24 protein-coding genes and 1 pseudogene are annotated in these 26174 nt (G+C 30.7%); 22 read left to right on the top strand and 3 right to left on the bottom strand.

The features are described 5' to 3' along the window. The first annotated feature begins 48 nt into the window (after positions 1-48). Both WY13_RS06825 and htpG read left to right on the top strand, forming a co-directional pair. On the top strand, positions 49-1806 hold the full coding sequence (locus WY13_RS06825) for an ATP-binding protein (RefSeq protein WP_063555082.1): 1758 nt from the start codon (positions 49-51) through the stop codon (positions 1804-1806). Between the two features lie 288 nt (positions 1807-2094). After that, complete coding sequence (gene htpG / locus WY13_RS06820; protein WP_063554947.1) at positions 2095-3969, top strand: molecular chaperone HtpG; 1875 nt, start codon at positions 2095-2097, stop codon at positions 3967-3969. Between the two features lie 166 nt (positions 3970-4135). Here htpG and WY13_RS06815 read toward each other — a convergent pair whose 3' ends face one another. Then, entirely contained in the window at positions 4136-5380 is a 1245-nt protein-coding gene (locus WY13_RS06815; protein WP_063554946.1) for an APC family permease, read from the bottom strand. A gap of 213 nt (positions 5381-5593) precedes the next feature. Here WY13_RS06815 and WY13_RS06810 point away from each other — a divergent pair, with 213 nt between their 5' ends. From WY13_RS06810 to WY13_RS06795, 4 genes are read left to right on the top strand one after another with little or no spacing between them, the layout of a single operon-like run. After that, entirely contained in the window at positions 5594-6469 is an 876-nt protein-coding gene (locus WY13_RS06810) for a LysR family transcriptional regulator (RefSeq protein WP_063554945.1), read from the top strand. A 48-nt stretch (positions 6470-6517) separates the two neighbouring features. Then, entirely contained in the window at positions 6518-7075 is a 558-nt protein-coding gene (locus WY13_RS06805; protein ID WP_063554944.1) for a prolyl-tRNA synthetase associated domain-containing protein, read from the top strand. A 21-nt stretch (positions 7076-7096) separates the two neighbouring features. Next, complete coding sequence (locus tag WY13_RS06800) at positions 7097-7948, top strand: helix-turn-helix domain-containing protein (RefSeq protein ID WP_063554943.1); 852 nt, start codon at positions 7097-7099, stop codon at positions 7946-7948. A gap of 48 nt (positions 7949-7996) precedes the next feature. Beyond that, entirely contained in the window at positions 7997-8464 is a 468-nt protein-coding gene (locus tag WY13_RS06795) for a VOC family protein (RefSeq protein WP_063554942.1), read from the top strand. A 380-nt stretch (positions 8465-8844) separates the two neighbouring features. On the opposite strand, the gene WY13_RS06790 is transcribed toward WY13_RS06795, so the two are convergent. Then, positions 8845-10170, bottom strand: coding sequence for a glycosyl hydrolase family 18 protein (locus tag WY13_RS06790; protein ID WP_063554941.1), 1326 nt, complete (start codon positions 10168-10170; stop codon positions 8845-8847). A 391-nt stretch (positions 10171-10561) separates the two neighbouring features. Beyond that, positions 10562-10990, bottom strand: coding sequence for an L-serine ammonia-lyase, iron-sulfur-dependent, subunit alpha (locus WY13_RS06785; RefSeq protein ID WP_278321774.1), 429 nt, complete (start codon positions 10988-10990; stop codon positions 10562-10564). A 262-nt stretch (positions 10991-11252) separates the two neighbouring features. Here WY13_RS06785 and WY13_RS06780 point away from each other — a divergent pair, with 262 nt between their 5' ends. From WY13_RS06780 to WY13_RS06715, 16 genes and pseudogenes are all read left to right on the top strand, one after another. Then, positions 11253-11822, top strand: a complete 570-nt coding sequence (locus WY13_RS06780; RefSeq protein WP_063554939.1) for a LemA family protein — start codon at positions 11253-11255, stop codon at positions 11820-11822. Positions 11823-11906: 84 nt separating this feature from the next. Next, positions 11907-12701, top strand: coding sequence for a TPM domain-containing protein (locus WY13_RS06775; RefSeq protein WP_063554938.1), 795 nt, complete (start codon positions 11907-11909; stop codon positions 12699-12701). Positions 12702-13187: 486 nt separating this feature from the next. Then, positions 13188-13949: pseudogene (locus WY13_RS06770) on the top strand (DUF2225 domain-containing protein); the annotation flags it as partial. Positions 13950-14127: 178 nt separating this feature from the next. Beyond that, positions 14128-14787: a GTP pyrophosphokinase gene (locus WY13_RS06765; protein ID WP_063554936.1), complete on the top strand. Its 660-nt coding sequence runs from the start codon at positions 14128-14130 to the stop codon at positions 14785-14787. A 200-nt stretch (positions 14788-14987) separates the two neighbouring features. Beyond that, the gene (locus WY13_RS06760) at positions 14988-16994 is read left to right on the top strand and encodes a methyl-accepting chemotaxis protein (RefSeq protein WP_082848412.1); all 2007 of its coding nucleotides are present in this window, start codon (positions 14988-14990) and stop codon (positions 16992-16994) included. Positions 16995-17004: 10 nt separating this feature from the next. Then, complete coding sequence (locus WY13_RS21745; protein ID WP_063554934.1) at positions 17005-17247, top strand: ADP-ribosylglycohydrolase family protein; 243 nt, start codon at positions 17005-17007, stop codon at positions 17245-17247. Then, positions 17244-17411: an ADP-ribosylglycohydrolase family protein gene (locus WY13_RS21740; protein ID WP_242866348.1), complete on the top strand. Its 168-nt coding sequence runs from the start codon at positions 17244-17246 to the stop codon at positions 17409-17411. The genes WY13_RS21745 and WY13_RS21740 overlap by 4 nt, the downstream gene beginning before the upstream one ends. Positions 17412-17592: 181 nt before the next feature. Continuing rightward, the gene (locus tag WY13_RS06750) at positions 17593-18921 is read left to right on the top strand and encodes a hypothetical protein (protein ID WP_063554933.1); all 1329 of its coding nucleotides are present in this window, start codon (positions 17593-17595) and stop codon (positions 18919-18921) included. 14 nt (positions 18922-18935) lie between these two features. After that, a complete protein-coding gene (locus WY13_RS06745; protein ID WP_063554932.1) occupies positions 18936-19403 on the top strand; it encodes a hypothetical protein in 468 nt (155 codons plus the stop codon). Then, a complete protein-coding gene (locus WY13_RS06740; RefSeq protein ID WP_063554931.1) occupies positions 19357-21168 on the top strand; it encodes a hypothetical protein in 1812 nt (603 codons plus the stop codon). Before WY13_RS06745 ends, WY13_RS06740 begins: the two co-directional genes overlap by 47 nt. A gap of 97 nt (positions 21169-21265) precedes the next feature. Then, on the top strand, positions 21266-21592 hold the full coding sequence (locus WY13_RS06735) for a hypothetical protein (protein ID WP_063554930.1): 327 nt from the start codon (positions 21266-21268) through the stop codon (positions 21590-21592). Further along, positions 21593-23095 (top strand): hypothetical protein, encoded by a 1503-nt coding sequence (locus tag WY13_RS06730; RefSeq protein WP_063554929.1) that lies wholly within the window; start codon positions 21593-21595, stop codon positions 23093-23095. A gap of 12 nt (positions 23096-23107) precedes the next feature. After that, a complete protein-coding gene (locus WY13_RS06725; protein ID WP_063554928.1) occupies positions 23108-23845 on the top strand; it encodes a hypothetical protein in 738 nt (245 codons plus the stop codon). A gap of 343 nt (positions 23846-24188) precedes the next feature. Next, positions 24189-24707, top strand: a complete 519-nt coding sequence (locus WY13_RS06720; RefSeq protein WP_063554927.1) for a GNAT family N-acetyltransferase — start codon at positions 24189-24191, stop codon at positions 24705-24707. Positions 24708-25016: 309 nt separating this feature from the next. Further along, positions 25017-25142: an ADP-ribosylglycohydrolase family protein gene (locus WY13_RS21735; protein ID WP_242866347.1), complete on the top strand. Its 126-nt coding sequence runs from the start codon at positions 25017-25019 to the stop codon at positions 25140-25142. Between the two features lie 74 nt (positions 25143-25216). Continuing rightward, the gene (locus WY13_RS06715) at positions 25217-26083 is read left to right on the top strand and encodes an SDR family oxidoreductase (protein ID WP_063554926.1); all 867 of its coding nucleotides are present in this window, start codon (positions 25217-25219) and stop codon (positions 26081-26083) included. Positions 26084-26174: the final 91 nt, after the last annotated feature.

Raw genomic sequence — 26174 nt, 5'->3', positions numbered from 1 at the left:
GGTAGTCATCGGATAAAATATTGTGAAATGGAGCAGCAAATCATGGATATGGATAATATGCAAATTCTTTTAAATAATTCTAATGTACTTATTATTGATGATTCCTATTACAACCTTAGAATACTTACGGCAATGTTCGAACAGAAAGAATACTGTGTTAGGAATGCTTCTAGTTATAAATTAGGACTTAAATCTATAAGAGAAAATATACCGGATATAATTTTACTTAAAGCTAATATGGAAAATACATATGGATATGAAATTTGTGAAAGGTTAAAGGCTAGTTATAAACTTCAGAAAATTCCTGTTATTTTTATCATTGATGAAAATGAGTCTATTGATAAAGACAAGGTATTTGCTGCTGGAGCTTCTGATTATATAACTGTACCATTTAATTATAAAGAGGTTGCTACACGGGTTGATAATCAGCTAAAGATTAGGGCGATACAGCTTGAAATGAAAGTAAACAATGATGATTTGAAAAAACAAGTGTATGAAAGAAAACGTCAGTTAGAGGAGATAACTGAAGAACTTAAAGAATTTAATATTACACTAGAGGAAGAAATTACTGAACGCACAAAAACTGAAGAGGCTCTAAGAGAAAGTGAGAGAAAATTTCGATATTCCGTAGAAGAAGCCCCAGTTCCTGTAATGATATATACACAAGATGGTGAAGTATTAAAGATCAATAGAACATGGAGTGACATTACAGGATATACCATTGACGATATTCCTACAACATCTAAATTAGCAGAAATATCGGATGTATTTAAAGAAGATATGTATAAGCTATCAAACTTTAGCGAAAAACAAAACAGCGGCGAATATCCTGTAAAGACAAAACATGGTAGTATACGGATATGGGATTTTTACTTAGCATGTATTGGAAAATTGACTGATAAACGAAACATGTTAATAGCAGTAGCTGTAGATGTAACTGAAAAAAGATGTATGGAACAATTACAAAAAAATATAGAAAAAGAAAGAATTAGGCTAAGTGAGATGAAAAAGTGTGACAGAATGAAAACAGACTTTTTTGCCAACATTTCTCATGAACTCAGAACACCTATTAATCTTATTTTTTCAGCCATACAGGTGTATAAACTTAAGTTAGAGGAATGTACCTGCGAGAATCCATGTTCAGATAGATACAAATATATAAAAATAATGGAACAAAATTGCTACCGCCTTTTAAGGCTGGTAAACAATTTAATTGACATAACGAAGATAGATTCGGGATACTTTAGTATAGATGAAGTTAATTATAATATAGTAAGCCTTGTAGAAGATACAACTCTTTCTGTAGCTGACTATATAAAAAGAAAAGGATTATCTATAGTATTTGATACGGATGTAGAAGAAAAAGTTATAGCCTGTGATCCGGAAGAAATAGAGAGAATTATGTTGAATTTGTTATCAAATGCTATAAAATTTACTCCACGCGGCGGTAAGATTATGGTTAGTATAGAAGATGGCAAGAAAAGTATTGTTATAAAGGTAAAAGATACAGGCAAGGGTATTCCTAAAGAAAAGTTAAATTCTATATTTGAACGCTTTGTACAAGTTGATAAATCTCTTACAAGAGAGAATGAAGGAAGTGGAATAGGGCTTTCACTAGTAAAAGCTTTAGTAGAATTACATGATGGAACTATATCAGTAAAAAGTAGAGAAGGTCACGGCAGCGAATTTATCATTCATATTCCATGTAAATTAGTAGATGGTAAAACTTCTAGTAAGAGTGAATATGGTATTGAAAAGAATTGCACTGAGAAAATCAATTTGGAGTTTTCTGATATATATAATTAATTTAAAAGATTGTTTTTTCGGAAAACTTTATAAAAAACATATTGACAAAGATGAAATAATTGCTAAAATAAAATTAGCACTCAGTTATTATGAGTGCTAATAAAAATAATTTAGAGGCGTTTTTATGTTCCGATTAATACTTATTTATTCGAAACAGAAGGAAGTAGTAAGGACGGCTTGATTACTGTTAAATAGCCGCGCTAACTTATGTTTATAAGCGAGGCTTTCTTAAATTGATTCTATTAAATATAACAAAATGTTTTTATTGAGATGAAAGGAAATGATAAAATGACTACAAAACAATTTAAGGCTGAATCCAAAAGATTACTTAATTTAATGATTAATTCTATTTACACAAATAAGGAAATATTTTTGAGGGAACTTATATCAAATGCCAGTGATGCAATTGATAAAAGTTATTATCGTTCACTAGTTGATGAAAATGTTAGCTTTAATAAAGAAGACTTTTATATTAGAATTGCAGCAGATAAAGAAAACAGAACCCTTACTATTACCGATACTGGTATAGGTATGACAAAAGATGAACTTGAAAATAATCTAGGTACTATTGCAAAAAGTGGTTCCTTTACATTTAAAAATGAAAATGAAGCAAAAGAAGGAGTAGATATCATAGGTCAGTTTGGAGTTGGCTTTTACTCTGCTTTTATGGTGTCAGATTTAGTTACTGTAAAAAGCCGTGCCTTGAATTCAGATGAAGCATATAAGTGGGAATCAAAGGGCGTAGAAGGATATACCATTGAGCCTTGTGAAAAAAATGAAGTTGGAACTGAAATTACATTGAAAATTAAAGAAAGTACTGATGATGAAAAGTACGATGAATTTTTAGATGAATATAAAATAAGGTCATTGGTTAAAAAATACTCTGATTTTATAAAGTATCCAATTAAAATGATGGTAAAAAAAAGCAAACTAAAAGAAGGCAGTAAGGATGAACATGAAGAGTATTTTGAAGATGAAACTTTAAATAGTATGGTTCCAATTTGGAGAAAAAATAAAAATGAATTGAAGCCCGAAGATTATAATCAATTTTATATGGATAAACATTTTGGATATGAAAAACCTCTTAAGGTAATTCATTCGAGTGTTGAAGGTGTTGTAAGTTATAATACCTTACTTTTTATTCCAGCTAGAGCACCGTTTGATTTCTATACTAAGGAATTTGAAAAGGGATTGGAACTCTATTCAAATGGCGTTCTCATAATGGAGAAATGTGGAGACCTTTTACCAGATTACTTTAGCTTTGTACAGGGACTGGTTGATTCAGCAGATCTTTCACTTAATATTTCAAGAGAACTTTTGCAGCATGATAGACAGCTTAAATTTATTGCAAAAAAGATAAAGGAAAAAATTAAAAGTGAACTTTTATTAATGCAGAAAAATGATAGAGAAAAGTATGATGAGTTTTATAAAAACTTTGGGAGACAGCTTAAATATGGTGTTTATGCTGATTTTGGAGGCAATAAAGAGGTACTTCAAGACTTACTTATGTTCTATTCTTCTACAGAGAAAAAGCTTGTAAGCCTTGACGAATATGTTTCCCGTATGAAGGAAGATCAGAAGTTTATATATTATGCAACTGGTGAAAACATAGATAAAATTGAAAAATTACCACAAACTGAAGTTGTTAAGGATAAAGGATATGAAATGTTGTACTTTACAGATGAGGTTGACGAATTTGCAATTAAGATGCTTATGAAATACAAGGAAAAGGAATTTAAATCTGTTTCAAGCAAAGATTTAGGATTTGAATCTGATGACAAGGAAAGCGAAAAGGAAACAAAGGAAAATAAAGAACTGTTTGATTTCATGAAAGAAACATTAAATGGAAAAGTTAAAGAAGTTAGGGCATCAAACAGATTAAAGACCCATCCTGTTTGTCTTGCAAATGGTGGTGAATTGTCAATTGATATGGAAAAAGTACTTAATACAATGCCAAACAATCAAAATGTAAAAGCAGATAAAATTTTAGAGATAAATACAAATCACCAAATGTTTAAATCAATAAAAGATGCATTTGAAAATGACAAAGATAAACTTAAAATGCTTTCAAATGTATTATATAATCAGGCACTTATGATTGAAGGACTGCCTGTAGATGATCCTGTGGAATTTGCAAATGATGTTTGCTGTTTGATTAAGTAAAGAGGAATATGCTGACAAATCTCACCACGTTAAAAACTTTTAATAAGTCTAAGTAAAAAATTGAAAAAGTCTAAGATCTTTTGAAAACTCGTACCTCAAACAATTCAAAAGATCTTAGACTTATATACAAAATATTTAAATGTGCGAAAGTTGAGTTAACTACATTTTAACCGCAGTAACTAGGGACTTTCTGCTTGCTAAGTCTTTTGTTGTTATATATAGATAAAAGCACGACTATAATTAGAAGTGAAAGACTCCATAAAGCTGCTTTAAATAACAACAGTGTAAATGATACAATGAGTATTGAAATTGCAATTTTGAGTTTAATGTTGTGGAGTAATTTAAATCCTGCGGCTAAACCAACTATTGCATTGGATATAAAAAATACGTTAGCACAGGTTACAATCTTGTCCAGACTTAAAAAATTTGCAGCAGTCAGAGATAAAACTACAAGATGTATACATACAAGTGTTATTATAGCATTGATGGGACTTCCATTTTTGTTTACATATGAGAGATAAATGGGCAACTTATTGTTTGCAGCACGCTTTGCACTCATTCTTGAAACCCCTCCAACTATCATAAGATAGGTACACATACACAGTCCTGATGCAGCAATAGTAATTATAGGCAAAGAAAATGAACCAAATAGTGGGGTCATAATTGCCAGTATATCGTGACTGTTTGAAGATACATTTTGTATGGAAAGTGCAACAGTAATATATAAGCTGATAATAACTATAAGACTGATTGTCATCGCTTTTATAAGTGTAATTTTTGGATTTTTTATGTCTTCTATATAGTTTCCTATGATTTCCCATCCTATGATTGCCCAAAATAAAAGTAAAAGGGTATATCCAAACTTAGAAAAAGAAAATGATGTTTCAGGTGTATGTGCATTTGAAGCAAAAATCAAGGTATATATGCTCCCAGAAAACAATAATGTGGCTGTGAGTCCTGTTAAAATTAAAGTGAATTTTGCCAGAGTTTTTACACCACATATAAGGATTAAAGCACATATAATTTCCATTCCAAATGCAATCATTTCAACTTTAATATTTGAAAGTATGTTAAAGTTTTTCAAAAAGCCTGCAGCTGTAATCAAAACTGCTGTGGGGCCAAAACAAACTGCAGCTGTAAGAAAGTTTGAAGTCAGTTCTCGAAAAAAATTTCCAAAAGCATTTCCAACTGCAATTGCAGCACCTTCATTTCCAGGACTTTTCAAGCTTAGAAATACAAAAACATAGGCAAATATAATGCCAAGCAGCATTATTATAATCCAGGCTGGTATTGCCCATTTTCCAATCAGTTTGTAGGCAAGAGGTGGCAATAGAACTATTCCTGATCCTAGTACCGGTCCTACTATAAGACCGCAAAGTGTTATTGTTCCAATGTTTTTATTTTTACTCATAAGTTTTCTCCTAATGGCATAATATTATTTTTAATAATAGATTCAAATATGCATCATAATTGAACAATTAAAACCAGTATACTTTTGCAAAAGCTTACCTTAAAAAGTTCATTGAATTTCCAATAAATTTATAGTAGCATAAGATTAACCATTAATAAAATTGAATTATTTGAAAGTACAGTTCAATTTTATTGAAGTAAGTGGAGGTATGATATGGAATTTAGAAATCTAAGAACATTTTCTGAAATTGCTCATTTGAAAAGTTATACTAAGGCAGCAGAGGAATTGGGATATGCCCAGTCTACTATTACGACACAAATTCAACTTTTAGAAGAAGAGCTTGGCGTAAAACTTTTTGAAAAAATTGGGAGAAAAATGCATCTTACTTCAAAGGGTAAGGTGTTTCTTAAATATGCAGAAAATATAATAGGCCTTACAGATGAAGCTAAAGAGGCAGTAAGTGATATAGATGTTCCCTGTGGAATTCTAAAAATAGGAATTGTTGAATCCCTATGTACTATGAGACTCCCAGAATTGCTTAAAAATTATCATATGAAATATCCTGAAGTGGAAGTTATAATTAAAGTAGGTGTTTGTTCAGATTTACGAAGTATGCTTAAAAACAATATAGTTGATTTGGCATTTATATTGGATAAACCAATTGTTGACCCAGATTTGATATCCTGTGTGTCTTATAATGAACCAATGATATTTTTAACCTCTCCAGTAAATAGGCTTTCTAGCAAAAGACAAGTTACAATGGAAGATATTAAAGATGAGCCTTTAATTGTAACGGAAAAAGGGTGCAGCTATAGAAATATTTTTGAGAAAATGTTTCAAAAATCAGGTTTGAAACTCAATATAGCCTTAGAAGTTGGAAGCATTGAGGCAATTAAGAGCTTTACGATGAGCAATCTTGGAATAACCTTGCTTCCTGTTATGACAGTAGAAAAAGAAATCAAAAGTGGTGAGCTTATTGGGTTTGATTTGGATGGATGTAAATTCAATATGATGACACAAATACTATATCACAAGAATAAATGGGTAACAGCTGCAATGAGGGCATTTATATCAGAAGCTAGAGGTTAATTTGTGTTATAATAATTTAAACTAATGGACAAAGTGAGGTCTTAATTAATGTCAAATATATATATCGATCCAACTATTTATACTACAAAACCAGCAGATTCTCGATTATCCAAGGAGATGGCGGTTTATGATTTACTGGAGAAGCTGGATATTCCTTATAGTCGAATAGACCACGATGTAACAGCAGGCATTGAGGACTGTCATGATGTAGAGAAGCTTTTGGGTATTACCATTTGCAAAAATTTATTTTTATGTAACAGCCAAAAAACTGACTTTTATTTGCTTATGATGCCTGGGAATAAAAAGTTCAAGACAAAAGAATTGTCCTCGCAGATTCAATCTTCCCGTCTGTCATTTGCACCAGCGGAGTATATGGAGAAATATCTTGATATTACACCAGGTTCTGTGAGTGTTATGGGACTTATGAATGATGCAGAACATAACGTAAAACTTTTGATAGATGAGGATGTAATAAGAGAGGAATATGTGGGATGTCATCCTTGTATTAATACTTCAAGTCTTAAGATTGAGACCAAATATATTATAGATAAGTTTCTTTCATATACAGGACATGTACCAACATATGTGAAATTAACAGGAGAATAGTTTTACATAGGAGGAATAGATTTGTTCTTTAATGATATTTCAGTAAAGAAGCATTTAAAAATGAAAGAAACACCTAATTACATATACATAGAGCCTCATCCTCTGCTTAGAAAATATATTGCACACTATACTATATTATTTCCCAATCCAAAAGAAATGGGAAGGTACAGTGATAATATTAGCTATTTAACTTTAATACCTGACTGCAGTGGTTGTATTATATATACTTATGAAAATAGTGATTTTTCATTAAGCCTTTGGGGAGCAACAACAAAAACGGTTATAGTAAAAAATGATGTGAACTTTAAAAAAATAAGATTTTTTATTGAGTTTGTACCGAGTGGCCTGCATGCTATTACTGGTATAAAACAATCAGAATTATGTGATATTCGAACACAAGTAGATGAAGTTGACAAGCATCTGTATGATTCCTTAAATCATGCTGCCGAGATTACAAATAATGCAGATGATATGATTTCAATGGTGAATAGGATTTTTTTGGAAGCAGTAGAGAAAAATAATAAGCAGCATGCAGTTATGAGATCTAGCTTAGAGAAAATTAAAGCTGCAAATGGAGTACTAACAGTAAAAGAATTATCATTAAGTGAATATGTAAGCCAGCGTCATTTAAATAGATTGTTTAATGAGTATATTGGGATAAATCCAAAAATGCTTTTAAGAATTTCTAGGATAAATTATTCAATAAATATGTTAAAAAAAGCTGAGCATAAAAGTTATGTAAATACATCTCAAATCCTGGGCTATTTTGATCAATCACATTTTATTCATGATTTTAAGCAAATATGTGGAGTTTCTCCTAAAGAATTTTTCAAAAACATGTCTGATTTTTACAATGAACTTTTTAAATATTGATATATAATGAACAATGTTAGAAAAGTATATATATAGGAGATGTTAGAAATGAAATTTGTATGTCCACTTATAGCTGTTAGTGATATTGAGATTTCAAGAAAGTTTTATGAAAAAGTACTTAATCAGAAGGTAACCATGGATTTTGGAGCAAATGTTACTTTTGAAAACAGCTTTGCAATACAAAAAGGTTTTGCAGAACTTATTAATATAAATAAAAATCAAGTTGCCAATAAGTCAAATAATTTTGAACTCTATTTTGAAGAAGAAGATTTAAATGGATTTGTGGAAAGGTTAAAGAATTTTGATAATATAGAGTATATTCATGATGTTAAAGAATATCCATGGGGACAGAGAGTTATCAGGTTTTATGATCCCGATAAACATATTATTGAAATTGGAGAAAGTATGGTAAGTGTTATAAAGCAATTTTTAAATGAAGGTTTGACACCTGAAGAAACAGCTAAGCGTACTCAGTTTCCTATTGATTATATAAGGCAATTAGAAGAATGTAAATAACCTAATTTTCGCACATACGAAGATTTGACTTAATGTAAAAAGATTACGAAGTAATATTTTTGAGAGGACAGAGGACAATTGACAGAGGACAGTGAAGGATTATTTTTCTCCGCTATGCTACGAAAAATATTCAATTTAAAAGAAACTCACGTTTTTTTGTTTCTAAGAAGTACTTTCTGAGCAAGCAATTATCTGAAAATTACAGATTTTAGGACCTGCTTAAGCCATGTTTTGCATTAGCAAAACATGGCTTAAAAATAAATTAGTTTTCTGACGTAAGGAGGAAAACTCACCTTCATTGTCCTCTGTCCTCTGTCAAATGTCTTTTGTAAAAGTTGAGCAAATAATTTATGGTGGTGAAATTGTCATTATATGATATTTTATCTATTAAATTTTGTTTTTATGCTTGTCCAATAGTCTGCATTTTCAAGCCCCAATCTCCAAATAGCAATGCCATTTAAATTATAGGAATTAACTAAATCTAATTTATATCCTAAACTCTGGCCATTTTCAAACCAATCTGAGTGAGCTATACCAGAAGTATCTGTGTAATTGAAATATGGTGATTTTGATATATCATCCCACAGTACAGCTGCACTGTTTGTAGCTGCAATATTGTACATACCATTTATTCCATAAGCTTTTGTACCATTTGATGACCAATCGTATCCATAAGCTGCAACACCTAACATAATTTTTTCTCTTGGAATTACCGTAATTGCATATTTAACTACATTTTCAACCCAAGATATAGAGGCAATTGGACCTGCTGTTCCACCAGGATAGTGTTCATCATAGGTCATTATAGCTATTTGATCAGAATACTTTGCTAATACAGCGTAATCGTATGCTCCGCTCCAAGTATTTGTTGTACTATCGATTGTTTTAGCTGGTACTGAAAGAGTTACTGAAAAACCTTGTGGAGTTAACAAATTGTAAAGTTCTTGTACAAAAGTTGTGTAGTAGTTTCTATCATAATAGAAAACTCCTTCAAGATCTACATTTACGCCTTTGTAGCCATTTACTTTTATTGCATTTAAAAGATTGGTTTCTAATTTTTGTCTATTTGTTTGATTTTCTAGTACTGATTTTGCAATATTGCCATCAAAATTATTTTGAAGCATTGCATATGTTTTAATTCCACTGTTGTTTGCATAGCTAATTTGGTTAGTTGGAACTAATCCTGAAATATTGCCGAGACTGTCTGTAGTATAGGTTTGGGTAGCTATTTCATCAATAGTTGAAGTATTAGCTGCCATTGAATTGTAAGAGGAAGGATCTCCCGAATAATAATAGGTTGTAAAACCTAAAACTTGCTTTTTAGTTGTAGTTGGTACGGTAAAAGGCAGCGTAGCAGCAGTTATATGGATTGAATTTGCTGATGTACCATAGCGATTATAAGCTGTGACATAAAACCAATAATTAGTATTAGAAGTTAGTCCGGACTGTATTAATTTTGTACTAGTAACAGTGGCAATTTTAGTATAGTTAGCATCATTTGGTGAAGCCATATAAACATAATATCCGGATGCACCATATACTGAAGACCAACTCAACGTAAGAGAGCTTGTACTAATATTAGAAATAGTTAATCCTGTTGGAGCTGGTGGTGGAGAACCATTGTTTTTTGCTGCAGCAAATTGTATGTTGGAAATTAAGAAAATAATTGCTGTAATAAATATCAAAAAGCTTTTTTTAACTGTCATCTGTACCCCTCCTTAAATTTGTTATTGAATTAGGTTGGTAAATCTAATATTTCTCCCCTTTGATGATCTAATTATAAATCCTTTTTTTGTATATTAATAGATTTCTATAGTCACATTGATATAGGGACTAAAGTCATAAACAGAGTGCGAGGGAGTATTAGAGCAGGCAGTCATCGGATAAAATTAGTTAATTAAAGATAATGTTTTTATCCGATGGTTGTTATAGGTAATATTTATGGCTTAATTGCGTACAGTAATTTATTCTTAAAAATTATCAATGAATCTTACTTATAGGGAAAAGCGACTATCACCAAATCTGTGATTTGGTGATAGTCGCTTTCGCTGTGTGAGTGGGAGTGTTACAATAGGTAGCCATCAGATAAAAAGCAGGTTATTTACCTATCATAATATTAAGAATTTCTACATCAGTTGATTTCATGCCTTGATGTCCCACACGACCGATATTCTGAATTGTTTTTTCATAATCCTTTTCCACGAGTCCTTCACCAAATGGAAATACCAAACCATGTTTTGCCATTTCGTATCCCATTATACCAGCATCTACTGAACTAGAAATTTTTGCTGCACAGGAAGCTTTGGCTCCATCACATATAATACCACCAACAGTGCCGATAGAATTGATTATGGTTTTCCCAATTGTATCATAATCACCACCATTTAGATAAGCAATACCACAAGCTGCAGCTGTCCCTGCTGACACAGCTCCACAGTAGGCAGATAAATTTCCTATATAACGTTTTTGATGTAGTGATATAAAAATGATAGTACACAAGAAAGGATTAACATGTGCAAAAGCCATATGATTATGATTTTAGATTGGTTACTTATAGTGAAATAATTAGTTTAATAAGAACAAATTGATAAAAGGTCAGGAATTTTTGAAAGGTTATGATTGAAATCTCAAAAATTTTTGGCTTTATTATTTTTGAGATTAAATTTTTCAGAACTTTAGCGTTAAATATGAATTCACTATTACAAAATAGAAATTTTGTGCACTAGTATATTTATTAAAAAAATTCCTTAAAATAAATATACTATTATAAAAAATGGTGGTGTATCAAATGAGTAAAGGATTAAAAACATCTTTAATTGTTATAGGAGTATTGTTAATTATATTTTTACCTTTAATAGGTAGTTATAACTCCATTGTAGGATTAGAGCAAAAAGTTAATGCATCAGAGTCTAATATTGATACTCAACTGCAGAGAAGGTCAGATTTAATACCAAACTTAGTTCAAACGGTAAAAGGTTATGCAGCTCAGGAAAAAACAATATTTACAGATGTGGCAAATGCAAGAGCTAAACTTGCTGGAGCTCAAACAATTACTGATAGAGCAAATGCAGATGCAGCACTTTCATCAGCACTTTCAAGACTTTTAGTAATTGTTGAAAGATATCCGGATTTAAAATCTAATCAAAATTTTAGAGATTTATCTGTTGCTTTAGAGGGTACAGAAAATAGAATAGGAATAGCAAGACAAGATTATAATACCGCTGTGAATAACTATAATACATCTATAAAAAGATTTCCAAATTCAATAATTTCAGGTATATTTGGTTTTTCTCAAAAAACATATTATAAGGCTAGTCAAGGAGCACAGGAAGTTCCAAAGGTGGATTTTACAAGATAGTTTAGTTTACAACCTACAAGTTATATATTCATAAAATTAGGTTGTAAGAAAGCTATTTTAGATAATCTAAGATGGAAAATTTAAATGAATAAAATAAATACTAAATTAAAGGTGATTTTATCATCTTTAGGTGTATTACTTTCTGTGCTAATTTTTATTTTGACTTTGCCTTATTTTGTAAAAAGTGCTTCAAATATACCTGTACCAACTAAATTAAAGTATATAAATGATTATGTAGGAATTGTTGATGAAGATTCTAAAAACTATATTGTATCACTTGGAAGTGAATTAGAAAATAAAACTGGTTCACAAGCAGCAGTGGTTATAATTAGTTCACTTGAAGGAAAAGATATAGAATCTTATTCCAATGAGCTTTTTAGAAGCTGGGGAATTGGACAAAAAGGTAAGGACAATGGGCTTTTAATATTATTATCAATAAATGATAAAAAATGGAGGGTAGAGGTAGGAAGAGAGTTGGAAGGTGTGATTACAGATATATATTCTTCTAGAGTTATGAATAGTGAAGCAGTTCCACTCTTTAAAGAAAAAAGATATGGTGAAGGATTAAAGAATGCTTATTCAGTTTTTGCAAGAGATATAGCTAAAGAATATAATGTTAGTTTGCAAGGAAGTAATGAAACTGCGCAGAATCGAAAATCAGTTTCTGTAAATCATGTAGTAATATACTATATTCTGGGCGCTTTCCTATTGGATATTTTACTTAATAAAGCAAGGATAACTAAGTTTTTATTTTATTTGCTGTTTTGGAATTCTTTTTGGGGAGGCCCAAGAGGAGGCGGTGGAGGCTTTGGTGGAAGTAACCAGGGCGGATTTGGAGGAGGCAGCTCTAGTGGAGGAGGTTCCTCAGGGAGCTGGTAAAATAAAGCACCATCTAGTTAAAGCCAATATTTTCATAAATATGAGCTTTGATTGGATGGCTTTTTTTTATCGTCTTCTCAACCTTACAATAATGTAATGCTGCTTAATAAATATTGTAAGGTAAAGATGGAGTTATTTTACACTATCCTTATAAGTTCACTACAGGCTGATGCTGTAAAATTTTCAAATGCTGTGTGTAAGCACTGAAAAATTGAAAGTATGCATTGGGTACTTGATATAGTGTTTAATGAAGATTCTAACAGGACAAGAAAAGAACACAGTGTTGATATAATTTAATTTAATTGCTTTTTTTGATATAATATTTATATAAAATTTTTTAGATGATGAAGGTGATGTTCTAGTGTCAAAAAATATATTTTCTGGTTTGGAAAATTTAGGATTTGATGATATAGATGGAATAGATTTGTACCATACAAAAAAGAAGAAATAGAAAAAGAAGAATTACTTCAATTAACGGATGAAGAAAAACAAAAAAAATTATTATATGATTGTGAAATTACATGTCCGGTTTGTGATAATGATTTTAAAGCTAGAGCAGTTAAAACTTCAGCTGCAAGAATTTTAAAAAGAGATTCTGATTCATTTATTATATTTGATGTTATAAATCCTTATTTTTATGATGTATGGGTTTGTGACAAATGTGGATATGCCGCAATGAAAAGAGATTTTAATAAAATTAGAGATTCTGAAATTAATCTAGTAAAAGAAAAAATCAGACCAAAGTGGCAGCCCAGATCTTACCCGGAGGTATATGATGTGAATGTAGCCATAGAAAGGTTTAAACTTTCTTTATTAAATTATTATGTGATAGATGCAAAAGCTAGTAAAAAGGCAATGAATTGCTTAAAACTAGCCTGGATGTATCGGATATTAGAAGACTCTGAAAATGAAAATGTATTTTTAAGACAGGCTTTAGAAGGGTTTAACTATGCTTATTTTAACGAAGCGTTTCCTTTGTATAACATGGATAAGTTCACTTCTATGTACATCATAGGTGAATTAAATAGAAGATTAGGAAATAATGATGAAAGTTTGAAATGGTTTAGCCAGATAATAACGACACATGGAGTTCCTTCAAAGCTTAAGGATCGAAGTAGGGAACAAAGAGATTTAATAAAAGAAGCTGAACAATTGGAAAAAGGTGTTGATGAATTAAATAACGATGATGTCATTTCAAAAGAAGATCAAAAACCTAAAAAAGGATTTTTTTCAAGGTTTTTTAGTTAAACGGATGGTAATAAACCATCCGTTTTGCTCATAAATTTGTAAATTAGTCCACCTATTATATATATAAATATTAACATAAAGTGAAAAATAACTAAAATACTTTTATGATTTCATAAACTGTAGTATTATGTGAATGAATTGAACTTAAAGTGAGTTTTTGAAAGGGGAAATATTTATAATGGAATCCACAGAAATTATTGAACTACCTTTGGACGTATCAGTGGATATTGATGAGGGAATAGAAAAATTGCAATCTTTTATGATGCGTTATAGTTCTGCTATAAAAGAAGTTAGGACTAAACTTGAAATATTAGATAAAGAATTTAAAGTAAAGAGGAAAAGAAATCCCATAGAATATATTAAATCTAGAGTTAAGGAACCTAGAAGCATAATAGGAAAACTTAAGCGAAAGGGTTTAAAACTAACACTTGAATCGGCAAAGAAGAATTTGAATGATATAGCAGGTATAAGAGTTATTTGTTCATTTGTAAGTGATATATATGAAATTGCAGATATGCTAAAAAGACAGGATGACATAACTTTGATTAAAGAAAAGGATTATATTAAAAATCCAAAACCAAATGGATATAGAAGTTTTCATATGGTTCTGGAAATTCCTATATTCTTTTCAAATCATGTAGAACCAGTGAGAATAGAAGTACAGATAAGAACTATTGCTATGGATTTTTGGGCAAGCTTGGAGCATAAATTATATTATAAAACAGCAGGGAAGGCTCCAGTACATATAAAGAGTGATTTAAAGGAATGTGCAGATGTTATATCAGAAACAGATATTAAGATGCAGAATATACAACAGGAATTGGAGAGACTAAATTAATTTTAAATAGAATCTTAACATAATAAAGGCTTGCTAACTACCAGAAGATAGGTCTAATACTTTTTCTGCAGGTGAATTCCTACCCATTTTAAATATATTGTTGAAAAATTATTAATTTGTAGTACAATGTAAGTAACAATAATTATTAATTAGTATACAATTTGAGCAAAATTACTTTAGTAGGAATGGGAGGAATTAATTTGCACTTTAAGAGTATTAAGACAAAAATGGCTATATCTTTTGGAATATTGATTCTAATTATATGTATAGGACTTGGTACAGTATCTTTTATAGAATCTTATGATACACTAGCTTCAAATGCTACTGAATCCTTGCTTCAAATGGCTCAGCAATCTGCAAAATTTGTTGAAACTAAAATTGAAGGACAATTAGATGTAATGGAAGGTTTAGCAGGAAACTATTATATAAAAAGTGATGTATTATCTATAGATCAAAAATTAAATATTTTAAAAGATGAGGTACAGAGAAGTGGACATATAAGTATGGGTATAGGAGATGTTAATGGTAATGTTACATTTACAGATGGAGTAAAGGCAAATTTATATGATAGAGAGAATTATAAAGAAGCACTTCAAGGAAAAAGTTCAGTTTCAGACCCGGTTTTAGGAAAGGCAGATAATAGGCTTGTTATGTCTTATGCTGTTCCTATTAAAGATGGTAGTAAAGTTAAGGCAGTTTTAATCGCCACACGTGATGGAAGTGAATTGAGTAAATTAACTAATAATATCAAGTATGGTAAAACTGGAACAACTTTTATGATAAGTAAAAGTGGACATACGGTAGCAAATAAAGATATATCTCTTGTACGTAAAATGGAAAATGTAATTGAAAAAAGTAAAAAGGATCCAAGCTTACAGGAACTAATGAAATTTGAAACCTATATGATGGAGGGAAAGAGTGGCGCAGATGGATATACTTACAGGGATGGAACAAAAAAATATATAGGATATGCACCTGTAAAAGGCACCAACTGGTCCTTGGGAATATCTGTACCCAAATCTGAAGTTATGGAAAGCCTTACAAAAAATCAAATCTTTCAGGTAATTACAACTATTATTTTTGTTTTAATAGGTGTATTAATAGCATTTTTCATTACTTCACTTATATCAAAACCTATAAATGTAATTACAAAGCATTTAAAAATAGTGGCATCTGGTGATTTTACAATTCCGATACCTGAAAAGTTGTTAAAAATGAAAGATGAATCTGGTGTGCTTGCTGTTGCAGTAAAGAACATGCAGGAAAGTCAGGGGAATATAATTAGGAATATAATAGAAGAATCTTCTAATGTAACTGAAAATATGAAACAAATTAATGTGGAAATGGAGAATCTTAATAAAAGTATAGAGGAAATATCTGCAACTACAGAGCAGTTGTCAGATACTACTGAGGAAACTGCAGCATCTACTGAAGAAATAAGTGCAATATCAAGGGAAATTGAAAAGGATGCAGAATCTATATCGAGAAAGGCACAATATAGTTCTGAAAGTGTTTCAAATGCGAGTAGTGTATCACAGAAAATGAAACAAAAAGCAATGAAATCTAGAGAGAGCATAATGAGCATATACAAAAACACAAAAGAAAGTTTGGAAGATGCCATTAAGAAATCAAAAGAGGTTTCTAAGATTAGTGAATTGTCCTCAGCAATTCTTGATATTATGGAAGATACTAATCTAGTAGCATTAAATGCATCTATTGAAGCTGCTAGAGCCGGAGAAGCAGGTAGGGGTTTTGCAGTTGTAGCAAATGAAATAAGAACTCTTTCTGATGATTCTAAAGATACTGTTAATAGAATACAGGAGGTTACAAAAACTATCTTAGAGGTGGTAGATAATTTATCATCTAGTGCTTATGAAATATTGGAATTTATAGATAAAAAGATTCTACCTGATTACAATGAAATTGTAGAATCTCATGAGGAATCCAGTAAGAATTTCTTAGACGTAAATAACATAGTAACAGAGTTTAGTACTACGTCTCATGAACTTCTTGTATCAGTTCAAAATGTATCAAAACTAATGCAAGAGATATCCGATAGTGGAAATGAACAGGCAAGTGGGGCTCAAAATATTGCAGGGGAAACCTCTTACATAACTAAAATGGCAGGACATGTTGTAGAATTAACTGAAAAAGCAAAAGAAAAATCTGACTCATTAGTGGGCATAGTTTCAAGATTTAAAGTATAAAGGTGTTAATATGGAAAGATTAAATAAACTTTTGGGAGGATTATTTGGAGTAGCCTGTGGAGATGCATTAGGGGCAACTTTGGAATTTTTATCTCAAGAAGAAGGACGCAAAACATATGGGTATCTAAAAGATATTATAGGCAGAGGTCATTGGAAGTTGAAGCCTGGACAGGTTACAGATGATACCATGATGACTTTATGTGTAGCAGGAGGAATACTTGAGAATCCTGAATGTCCTATTGAATCTAAATGAATATGAAAAAAGAAGAGCTTGTACCTTCAGGATATGTAGTTGACACTTTAAGGTGTGCATTTTGGTGTTTCATGAACAATTCAAATTTAGAAGATACAATATGTGAGGCTGCAAATTTATGTGGAGATGCTGATACCGTGGCTGCAGTTGCTTATTGTGGTTAATATATAGAATTAATAAATATAAACTATAAATAATAGATAAAGCATTGATATATCTATGGAATATAATTCTATAGGTATTCTTTTATTTTATAGAATATATGATATAATATAGAGAACAAATTGTTATTAATAAGTGATATAGGAAAAGAATATGAGAGGGATAAGTAGGAGGTCTTATTAGATGATAAGATACAGTACGCAACAAGTAAATGCAAAACTATTTAATACCTATAGCGAAGAAAATAAAAATACAGTTATGATTATGGAGAAAGATGTGGATACAGGGGTTTGGATGCCAAGTTCCTTAACTCACTATATATATGCCTATTATTCAAATTTAGCTATAAATACACAAGAAAGTGTAGGTTATCTTATATGTGACTTTATGAACTACATATTGCATCAAGTTGAGCTTGGTGAAGATAGAGTTTTCGACAATTTAAAGTCAGAGGGACTATACGGTCTTAATTTTTTGCATGGTGCAAAGTTTTTACACTACCTGAGTAATGAAAAACCAAGAAAAGTAAAAGGTACTATAGTGCTTGGCAATAACTACAAAACAGTTATGAGGAAGCAAAATGAACTGATATACTTTTATGATTTTTTAAGAAAGAAAGGTATAACAAACGAATATATGCAGGTAGAATTTGAGGTTGGTGAAAAATATACTATGCCAGGATATAAAAGTGGGTCTAAAGTAACAAGCAAAGGAAAGAAAGTCCTTATAAACCCTTTTGATGATTGTGGTGTAGATATTACTTATCCATCTAAGGATAGCAAAAGCATTGGTGCAAGACCTAAGTTGGCAGACATGAGAAAATCTGATTGGGAGCTTCTTTTGGAGGTTGCAGAAGAAGAAACGCCAGATATAGCTTTTGGGGTAGCAATGCAGTTCATGGGAGGATTGAGAGCAGGAGAAGTTGTTAATCAAGTTTTAAGTTCTTATAAGGTTGATAAAAAAGGAGACAAGATACTTTTAGACATTCAAGACAGACAAGGTTGGTTATTTAAAAATAGAGGCATAAAAACAGATAAATCTCAGGTTAAAAAACCAAGAAAAGACCAACCAGTGTTCGATTTTAATGGGCAGTTATTTAATTTGCTTGAAAAGCATTTGAACTATTTAAAAGATAGACCCAGAAACAATACCAGAGCATTGTTCGTAGATTTGAATGGTAATGCAATGGCGGGTGAAGTTTATCATACCAGATTTGCATTTTTAAAAGAGTGCTTCCTTCAAAAGTTAGCTGAAAGAAAACCAGCATTAGCAAAAGATTATAAAGAAAATTATAAATGGGGAAGTCATATTGGTAGGCATATTTATACAAACTACTTAATTAAAACAGGACTCTGTAATGATGCAACAGGAAAGCCATCAGCTCAAATTCTTGCAAATTTAAGAGGAGATAAATCCTTGAATTCTGCTTATGAGTATATAGACAGGATAGCTGTTCTTGAGTCTATACAATCAAGATTAGAGGAGTTAAGTAGGATTTCTATTGAAACGTAAAAAGGAGGTTACTTATGCTTAATGAAGCAGATAAGGAACAGAAGGAATTTTTCGATAATCATATGACATGCAAGGAGGTCTTAGACTTTTTAAAGCCAAGAGACATAAAACTCAGGTATTTAAAAAAAGTCAAAATTCCGCATGGTTATCCTTTGCCATATAAAAAAGCACATTATATGTACAATAAAAAAGAAGTCTATGAAGCAAAGGCACATAATGACTTTGTTTTAGCTAATTGTAGAACTCAAGAGCAAGTTGTAGAGTATTTAGACACAGTCACTCATGACACTAATGATACTGATTATATTATGAGGCTTATTAAAGAGTTTAAATTAGAGGTTTACAAGATGATAGGATTTGGCTATACAAAATATTTTAAAAAAGACCAAATTGAAGAGATAAAGGCAAAGCAAAATAAGTTTTGGAGAGAGCATATTGGTACAGTTGAAATTAAAAAGATTTACCCCCCCTGCTATAGATAGCAGTTCCCGTTATTTTGATGGCTTAGAAACTTTTGAAATTCCTGCATATGCTATTGTAAAGACTCTTTGCCCTAACGGAAGAAAACAGAATGTCTACAAAAGAATCGAAGCTTTAGAAAGAGTAGAACCCTTTATTAAGAGAAAAAAGGTGTTAGATACAGGAGGTGTAACCTATTTTGATACATTTGAAAAAAGGATGGATTTAAGTACAGATGAATTAACCAAATTTAATTCATCAACATATACCAAAGAAAAATGGTATGAATTTGTAAAATCGAAGTTAAGGCAAACACAATCCTTAAAAACAGCAGAAAATCGCATAACTCGCTATATGTCAATATCTATTGATATAATTAACAAGGCTTTGAAAGAGTTCGATGTTTCTGAAATTTACTCCTTGAGTCCCAAGGAATTAGCTTTAGTATACAACTGGGCAGGTTCAGACGCAAAACGATGGTTATACAGTTTCCTCGTAAAAGTGGAAGAAGATGTGAGACTACAGCTAAGAAAGTCTAAATCGCATGACAAAGGATTTAGGTTAGATGAAGTTAATAAAATTAGGCTAAAAGAAATCAAGGATTTTAATAAAAGAAACCAAGAAAATAGAAAACAGAAAAAGGAAATTTATGATTTTGAGTCGTATACAAAAATATTCAAATTTTTGTCAGATGTTAAATCGCATACTAAAAATTCTATAGCTAAAATGCTAAAGAATAAGGATATAAGATATCCCTCAGTATGGTTATATTTAATGCTCCACTTAAATAACGCCTGGAGACATGGAGATGTTACTGATTTTCCAAGACTGCATGTATACGACTTGCTTTCTGAATTTGAAATAACTGGACTTGAATGGTTTCAAGATAACGAACTTACATTGATACAATCAAGAAGACTTATAGAAAGAGTGATAAACCAGGAGTTCAAAATATCAAAGACGCAAATTAAAGGTCACTTCTTTTCATCTGATATATTAGCTCCCGCTATTGCAACTGCTATACTAATCATAGAAACATTTTTGGTATCAAAAGGTGTACTTGATTCTAAGACAGAATATGTGCCATTGTTAGATTTTAAAACTAAATACAATGAGCCGACAGATAGCCAATTAAAGAATTTTTTCAAAAATATGGATGATTGTGAGGGTTTTACTTTTTCGTCAAAAAAAATGAACAAAAGTGTAATGACCTTCATATATCATTTGAGCAATATGTCAGGAGACGATAATGCGTTGAAATTAGTTCAACAATTAAGAAATCATATGGATAAAAACTCTCCGTTGTTTTATGTGGATTTTAACCTAAAAAAGATAGAAGGATTAACAAAACAATTGTTTAAAAGGGGCGAATTTGGATACATACCAAGCTTATTGGTTCAAAAAGTACAGGGAAAAGAACTATCTTTTGAAGAAATGACTGAACAAGTAATTCGTGTAAATACTGCATTCAATGATGTGTTTAAAGTACAAAGTACAATAGGCTTTTTAAATACAGTCAACCATGAAAGAGCTATGATTATGAGAATGATAGAAGAAAGTAGCTTAGAAGAGTGTGAACAGTTTTTGATTGACATGTTTACTGATAATTTGCCATCAAGAGAACGAGATGTTCAATGTTTAATGTCCAAGAAAGGTTGCCAAAGACGTGACTTAAAAAGGTGTTTAGGCTGTCAATACAGTATACCATGTATATATGCACTAACTACGCTCTGTAGTGCTATTATAAGTGATATAAAGGAATATAAGATAACAAAGCTAAACTATTAATGGGTGAAATTAATTTATATATTTCATTTATTGACTATCTTGTTAATAATTTAGCATGGTAATTCAAGGGAAATGTATATGGAAGTATCAAGTAGTATTGGAAAAAATCAATGTAGAATTAATATCAGAAGCAAAATTTTCACTTGAAGATTTTGTTAAAGGTGTAACCGAAGACTTTAATAAAGAAGGATTTTTGCTTGAAGGCACATTTAAAAAAGGTTATTCTGAGGGTACATTTAAAAGTAATTTATGGGTCGTGGAAGATGATAATACAATAATCAATGTGTATATAGATTTTAGAGATTTATATAGTCTTAAATTTAAGAATTTGCAAGAACATGATTTGCTAATTGTAAAATGTTGGTTAGCTGAATGTTTTCTCGAAGGATACGGACCTAAACAAATACAGCGTTATTATAACTGATTGTTAAATTTTTTAATTGCAACTAATAATTTTAGTGATGATTTTTTAAAAGAAAATAAAGGTAATAATATGGAATTCATGAAATGTAGAGAAGATACTACCACTGTTGATGACAGCACTGTTTACAAAGCAATCGACACCATTAAATCCTATATAAATTACAGAGAAGATATTGGATTTAAAATCAATCCTGATACTATTAATATCTATTGGAATGGGTTGGAATCTTTACAAAAGAATTTAAAAGTTAATAGTAATGTTAGGGATTTACCAAGTAATAAAGATGCTCTAACATTTGGTTATTATGTTAATACGTTTTTTTATGACAGAGCAATTCTTCAAGAATTAAAGACATATTATATGCCCATCTTGTTATGGTGGAAAATAAGTAATGTTATACTCATTAGACCTACTGAAATTACAGCAAAGATGGAAAGAGATTGTTTGATAGAAGATGGTGATAGGTTTTATTTAAAAGTAAACAGAATTAAGCATTCAAATGTTGTAAAAAATGCAGTGAAACGAACTTATCTACTTATATTGGATAAACTTGAAATCACAAGGAACATATACGATTTGATAGATAACTATAAAAATTTAACAAATGGATATGGTAATTCTCAAACTCTATTTTCTTATAAGGCAACGTTTGAGCTTAGAAAATACTTGATAAACTTAGATGAGAATAAGTATTCATTTCTTGGGGACAAGAAGATGGTTAACAATGAGTTCTCTAAAAACTTAAAGAGTAACCCTGAATATTTTACAATTATAACTTTAGATTCTATGCTTAGAAGCTTTTATAAGCACATTATTAAGGGATATTATAAAGATAATTCAATAGAATGCTGTGTGAACCTACATGATACCAGACATTTTGCATTTACATCTTTGATGTTACAAGGGCTTACTCCTGTTGAAATAGCGATTATAGGTGGTCACAGAAGAGTATTCTCCCAAGACTCTTATCAAAGTAAGGTTTCTTATTATGTAGATAGTGAGATAGTTAATTTTATTAGTGCAAGGAGATTGGGTGTTGATTTTTCCAACAAAAGTATAAAAGAAATTATTTTCTCAAAACCTGTAGAATGCTTTAAACCTTTAGAGCAATGTAGGAAAGCCGATGATGATATTGGTTACTGCACAGTAGATATTAAAAGTAATGGTATGTTGTGTGAAAATGAAGAGTTTTGTTTTAAGTGTAGTAAATGGTGGTGTTCTCCAACCGAAGATAACTATGACCTTATGAGAAAATATATTAAAGAAAAATGTATTTCTCCACTTATGAAAAAATTGGCTGTTGAAGAAGGATGTTTAAATGAAATTATAAATCAGATGAACCCAGTAGATTTAGATGGGGTATTAAGGTCAAATGTTGATGAAGACAGGGAATTCAAAACCTTAACAATGGACATAAGAAGAGATACTCATAATTTATTAGACTTGAAAAAAGTATTATTGGATTTAGTGCCTCCAAAAGAGGTTAAAAAAATAGAAGAGTAAGGATGGGATATTATGCCTAAAGCAAGACGAGAATACGATATAGAAGAAGTAAAAGAAATTGTAGATTTGAAATTAAAAGAACTTGGTGGCATAAAGAGTAAGCTTACTTACAACTCAGTATTTGTATTCAATAAAAAAATAGCTGGTAACGATAAATATAGGAGAAGTAATGGACAGCTTTTTAAGTTGTATGGCTATGATTTTTGGTACGGTGAATACAATGGTGAATACTATTATGGTAGAACAAGAATAGACGAAGTTAAGAATAGCTCCAATGTTCAAGTTGTTGGAGAAGAATATACACCTGATATGCAAGATATAATCACATTGGTCAATGATTTTTATAAAAAACCAGATGTATTAGTCAAGAGATTGATTAAAGTATTCAACAGAGATAAAAGCAAAATCAAGATTTTAGAACAAGAAAATGCCAAGCTTAAAAAGAAAAATGAATTACTGAATAAGAGAATAGACACCTTTGAAAATGGTCTTATAACCCTATTTTACAATAGTGCTATTCCACATAATTCTCTTGAAAATGTTATGAATTTGACTAACTCCAAAGATTCAATTGTTTATGAGGAACTATTGAATATGTTTGATAAAAAGAAATCCAGATTAAATAAGGTTTTGAATATCAACGATTTTGCTTCAAAATCTTCCGAAGAAGCTTCAAATAATATAATCAGTATCAATAATACTGAAGAAGTAAAGAAGAAAAGAAGAAGCAGATTAAAGAATGATTTATAGAAAGAAGTTATAGTCAAAAACCCGATGCAGTCTGAACAAACGTTGTTTATATCTTTAAGTGATTTGTTTGATTAGATTCTGTCAAAGCATATTGTTGAAAACTGACTAAAAGTTTTAAAATAAGGTTAATAAATACAAAAAGTGTAAAAAGCAATTTTAAAATGCAACTTTCGGATGTCTATACTGTAAGTAAAAAACTAAATACTTACTCAGTAAAAGAGAAGAGATGTCGTTATACTATATGAGGGCGGTATGATATAGTTATTTTGCAGGTGTTTAGTTCACAGTTGTAAGATATGACGTAGTTTTAATTGAGTATGTATCATATTTGGGGGAATATATTATGAAAAGTATTAATTTAATCAATGGATATAAGATTAAGCTCATTTCTGTAGATAATCATAAGATTGTTGATGAACTATGTGAAAAATGTTCAGATTATTATATACTACATGCTGGTATATTACCTTCTAAAGAAGAAATAGACGAAATATTTAATGCTCTACCTACAAATAAAAATTATGAAGATAAATTTGTTTTAGGGATATACAAATTTGATAATGAATTAGTGGGGATAATTGATATTGTAAGAGATTTTCCAACTGTTGGAGAATGGATGCTGGGATTAATGCTTATTGAACCACAAGAAAGGGGAAATGGACTGGGAAAAATTATACATGAAGCATTAGTTGAATGGGCAATTAACTTAGGAGCAAAGTCATTTAGAATAGGTGTAATTGAAGAAAATACTAAAGGAATTAACTTTTGGTCTGCTTTAGGATATACAAAAATTAAAGAAGTTACTATGGATTTTGCAGAAAAAACACACATAGTAAATGTTATGACTTTGCAACCACTATAAAGATTAATATTAGTATGTAAGATTCTTATAAAACGTCATTATATAAAATATAAATAACTATCAGCACCATTTAAAAAATGATTAGATAGGTTTTTAATGATGTTGTTTATAAATATCTTGATAGTTATAATGTTGATAACTTGTTGAAAAGCTGTGGATAAAATTGTGAATAACATTAAAATGATTCTTATAATTTTATATTTTTAACGAATTCTATAACTATTGTAGAATTAAAATTATATAATTAGAACATACACTACTGTTTATACTGCTTTATCTGTTTTCTATAACAAAAATTATAACAATAACGTGACAGGGGGACTTGCAGGTACCTATTATGGATATGACGTCATTCCTGAAAGATGGAAAAATAAGATAGCGGTAAAGGATAAATTAATGAGTATTGGAGAAAAAATAAATAGAACCCATAATTGATATAAATATTTTCTCCTCAATTGAAAATACTAGTTTATATAAATAATAAATAGTAAATCGAAGGAGGAGCAAATATGAATTTTCCAACATCTTTTCCAAAGCAGCATCAGAATCATCATCCGGGATTTCAGTATGAAATGAATCCTATGCCTATATGTGATGATGCTGTGTATAATAAAAAAGGAGATCTTTTAAAAGGGAAAACTGCAATAATTACAGGTGGTGACAGTGGTATAGGTAGAGCTGTTTCTATAGCTTATGCGAACCAGGGTGCAGATGTAGTAATTGTATACTTAAATGAACAAAAAGATGCTGAGGAAGCTAAAAGACTTGTAGAAAGCAAGGGAACAAAGTGCACACTTATAGCAGGAAATATTAGTGATGTGAATTTTTGCAATAGCGTTGTAGAAAAAACCATAAGCGAATATGGAAAAATAGATATACTAGTTAACAATGCTGCTGTCCAATATGAATGTACTGATATAAAGCAGTTATCAGATCAACAATTTGACAGAACTTTTAAAACCAATGCATACGGAACTTTCTATATGACAAGGGCAGCAATGAATCACTTAAAACCAGGAGCATGTATAATAAATACAGCTTCCATAGTGGCGTTTAAAGGAAGTGCTACGCTTATAGATTACTCTATGACAAAAGGTGCAATAGTAGCTTTTACTAGATCATTAGCTACTGCACTTGCAAAGGGGAAGACTGGGATAAGGGTAAATACGGTTGCACCAGGGCCAATCTGGACACCTCTTATACCATCTTGTTTTGATGAAACAAAGACTTCCCAGTTTGGTGCAGATACTCCAATGGCAAGAGCAGGCCAGCCTGTGGAATGTGCAGGAACTTATGTATTTTTAGCTTCTCAAAATGCATCTTATATTACAGGCCAGACTATCCATGTAAATGGAGGAGAAATAGTGAACGGTTAAAACAGGTATCATAGAGATTTTAGTTAAAAGTTGGCTTATACAAATCATATAATGACAAATTTTAATAGGTCTAAAGCTTGGTATTTTTAAT

This window comes from Clostridium ljungdahlii (assembly GCF_001636845.1).
GTDB lineage: Bacteria > Bacillota > Clostridia > Clostridiales > Clostridiaceae > Clostridium_B > Clostridium_B ljungdahlii_A.
Note: the sequence above shows the minus strand (reverse complement) of the source record. Positions and strands in the feature narration are given on the sequence as shown.